The 2,868-nt window shown below is 39.6% G+C and carries 2 protein-coding genes and 1 pseudogene; all 3 read left to right on the top strand.

The features are described 5' to 3' along the window. Positions 1 to 281 precede the first annotated feature (281 nt). A pseudogene (locus tag VE944_RS23900) lies at positions 282 to 1,892 on the top strand (IS1634 family transposase). Beyond that, positions 1,838 to 2,095: a hypothetical protein gene (locus VE944_RS23895; protein ID WP_324982903.1), complete on the top strand. Its 258-nt coding sequence runs from the start codon at positions 1,838 to 1,840 to the stop codon at positions 2,093 to 2,095. The pseudogene VE944_RS23900 and the gene VE944_RS23895 overlap by 55 nt, the downstream one beginning before the upstream one ends. 512 nt (positions 2,096 to 2,607) lie before the next feature. Beyond that, positions 2,608 to 2,775 (top strand): ribbon-helix-helix domain-containing protein, encoded by a 168-nt coding sequence (locus VE944_RS23890; protein ID WP_324982900.1) that lies wholly within the window; start codon positions 2,608 to 2,610, stop codon positions 2,773 to 2,775. The last annotated feature ends 93 nt before the right edge of the window (positions 2,776 to 2,868 follow it).

The following is a 2,868-nucleotide window of genomic DNA, read 5'->3' as shown; positions in this document are numbered from 1 at the left end:
ACACTGAACCCTTCCCGAACTCAGAGGTGAAACGCTGCTGCGGCCACGATAGTTTAGGGGTAGCCCTACGCAAAAATAGCTCGATGCCAGGGATAATTATTCAAACAAAAAGCCTTCTCAAACTAATTTGAGAAGGCTTTTTGTTTAGCTGATAAGATGGCTTAATATTTAGCGCTTAAGCCTTATAACCCACATTCCGCAGGTGCGCTCGTAAATGCTGTATTTTTGAAAATGACCTAAATGCTGCGTTTTAGAAGCATGACAGCATCACTAATAGATAGATAGATATCAGGGTACAGGATATTGACCACTGCGGGATAGTCGCAGGCATCTGTGATGAGATGAATCTAGTAGAACAAATTAATCGGTTGTTGGGAACTCACTCTCAAGAAATCATCAGTGCAGGTCAAGTTGTAAAAGCAATGATTTTAAATGGACTAGGGTTTGTAAGTGCACCATTATATTTATTTGAAAAGTTTTTCGTAGGTAAAGCTACAGAGCATCTTTTAGGAGAAGGAATACGCCCAGAACATTTAAACGATGACCGTTTGGGTCGAGTATTGGACAAATTATATGCGGCTGGACTAACTGAAGTATTTGTGACAGTGCCGCTTTGTGCAGCACGTAAATTCGGGGTCAAAATGGATAGCCTACACCTCGATTCAAGTTCTTTCCACGTTGATGGCGATTACATGAATCAATGCAACAGCAGAGGAGGCGGAACCAGGAGGAATTAAAATTACCTATGGTTATTCAAGAGACCACCGCCCAGACTTGAAACAATTTATTCTAGACTTAATGTGCACTGGGGATGGAGATATTCCCCTATACTTAAGAGTTGGAGACGGTAATGAATCAGACTCAGCAATGTTTGCCACTATCATTGCTGATTTCAAGCGGCAATGGCAAATCGATGCCTTATTTGTTGCGGATGCCGCACTTTACACAGAAGAAAACTTGCAACAAATGAAACATCTTCGTTGGGTATCGAGAGTCCCAGGTACCATAACTGCTGCAAAAATGCTGTTAGAGGAGATGCCAGAAGTTGCGTTTAATGACAGTGCAATGCCTGGATATCGAATTGCACCAAGTTGTAGTGAATATGGTGGTGTACGACAGTCCTGGTTAGTTGTTGAAAGTCAAGCCAGAAAACAAGCTGACCTCAAGCAGTTGGAAAAACGTTTGATTAAAAAGTCATCAGTTGCCCAATCGAAACTTCGGCAGTTGCTCCCACCAAGAATTCGCTTGCTCAAAAGATGCTCTGATTGCTGCACAAAGGCTCAGTTCTAAGTTGCCCTTACACCAACTGGCTAATATCCAGGTTAAGGAGATAAAAAAACATCCTGGACGTGGTAGACCAAGCAAGGATGCTTCCCCCACCTGTTACTACCAAGTTGATGCAACCCTAGAACCCAAGGAATTAGCCATCGCTATTGAAGCCAAACGAGCTGGAAGATTTATTTTAGCAACCAATATCCTCGATACTGAACAACTCAGCAATGACGATGTTTTGCGGGAATACAAGGCACAGCAGTCTACTGAGCGCGGTTTTCGGTTTCTCAAAGACCCTTGATTTTTTACTTCGAGTGTATTCCTCAATTCGACTGAGCGAGTTGCTGCACGCTTCTATGGTTATGGGTTTGTGCTTGCTTGTTTATAGTCTCGGTCAAAGGGCTTTACGTCAAGCTTTAGAACGGGCAAAAAAAACTATTGATAATCAGTTGGGTAAACCAACTTCTACTCCAACCTTACGTTGGGTGTTTCAATGTTTTATGTCGATTCATTTGGTTACGGTCGCCCAAATCAAACAGATTGCCAATTTAACACATGAAAGACAATGGATTCTCCAATTTTTTGGTGCTCCTTGTCGAAAATATTATCTTCTTTCTTAACTGACCTGCGGAATGTGGGTTATAAGCCTTTACCAGCATTTATCAACAACAAATCCATAGATTCAACGCTTTTTCGTTCCTCACTTTGTCGCTGCCGGAAGGGCGGCGGTAAGCTTGGTCTTTATACGCCTGACTTATTCAAGTCGCATCGATATATAGTCAGTAGTTACACGAATTTAGTCATTCGTGGAATCGGCGATTGAAACTGTTTCTATGTAGACCACCTGTTCTATATTTCTGTAGGCATCTGGTGATTGTTGAGGTATCTTTATGCCAAGCGGTTTCCAATTTCTTGCTGTTTCTTTATCTGACCGCTTTTTATCAACCACAGCATCTGTAATTTTTCTTTCTGATTTACCAAATTTCCTATTTGAAGACGTTTTTTTAGTTCTTCTTCACTTTCCTGCTATTTCCATCTTAAATGGGCGGCTCATGGCTATTTTAATTTCTTGTTCTTATTTTCCCTATTATATGCACCTTCATATAAAAATGGTATTACTTTAATATTCGTTTTACATTCTATTTATAATTATGGCCTTAAAATTAGCTAAACTTCATACTTGAGAATATACTCTACCTCTTCACTATTGCTTAGAAAAACATAATATGTTTCTTCATGATTACTTAAATTAAATGTCATTAGTTATACCCTTGTAGTAGCAGCTTAAAAGATTGATATTAGATAAGTAGTTTAAAAATATAGTTTGTCTACTACATGAATAAAAAATGGGCTGCTAAACGACTTACAATCAATCTCACATCAAGTGAGGCACAGAAGCTTGAACAATACTGTTCAATGACGGGAAGACCAGCAACCGATGTTATTCGGGAGTTAATTCGCTCTCTTTCTACTCAAGGGGAAAAAGCGTCCCAAACCTATTAAATCATACTCAACAAAAAATAAAATCATGATGAGTACATCTCAATTCCTGAGTCAAAGATAGTGTTTCACACTTATCAATGATTTTCCTGTAAA

It is taken from the genome of Nostoc sp. (assembly GCF_035638895.1).
Taxonomy (GTDB): Bacteria; Cyanobacteriota; Cyanobacteriia; order Cyanobacteriales; family Nostocaceae; genus Nostoc.
Note: the sequence above shows the minus strand (reverse complement) of the source record. Positions and strands in the feature narration are given on the sequence as shown.

Bases quoted from the DNA above. Each gene is read 5' to 3' on its own strand.
- VE944_RS23895 (WP_324982903.1), top strand. From the start codon at position 1,838: ATGGATTCTCCAATTTTTTGGTGCTCCTTGTCGAAAATATTATCTTCT.
- VE944_RS23890 (WP_324982900.1), top strand. From the start codon at position 2,608: ATGAATAAAAAATGGGCTGCTAAACGACTTACAATCAATCTCACATCA.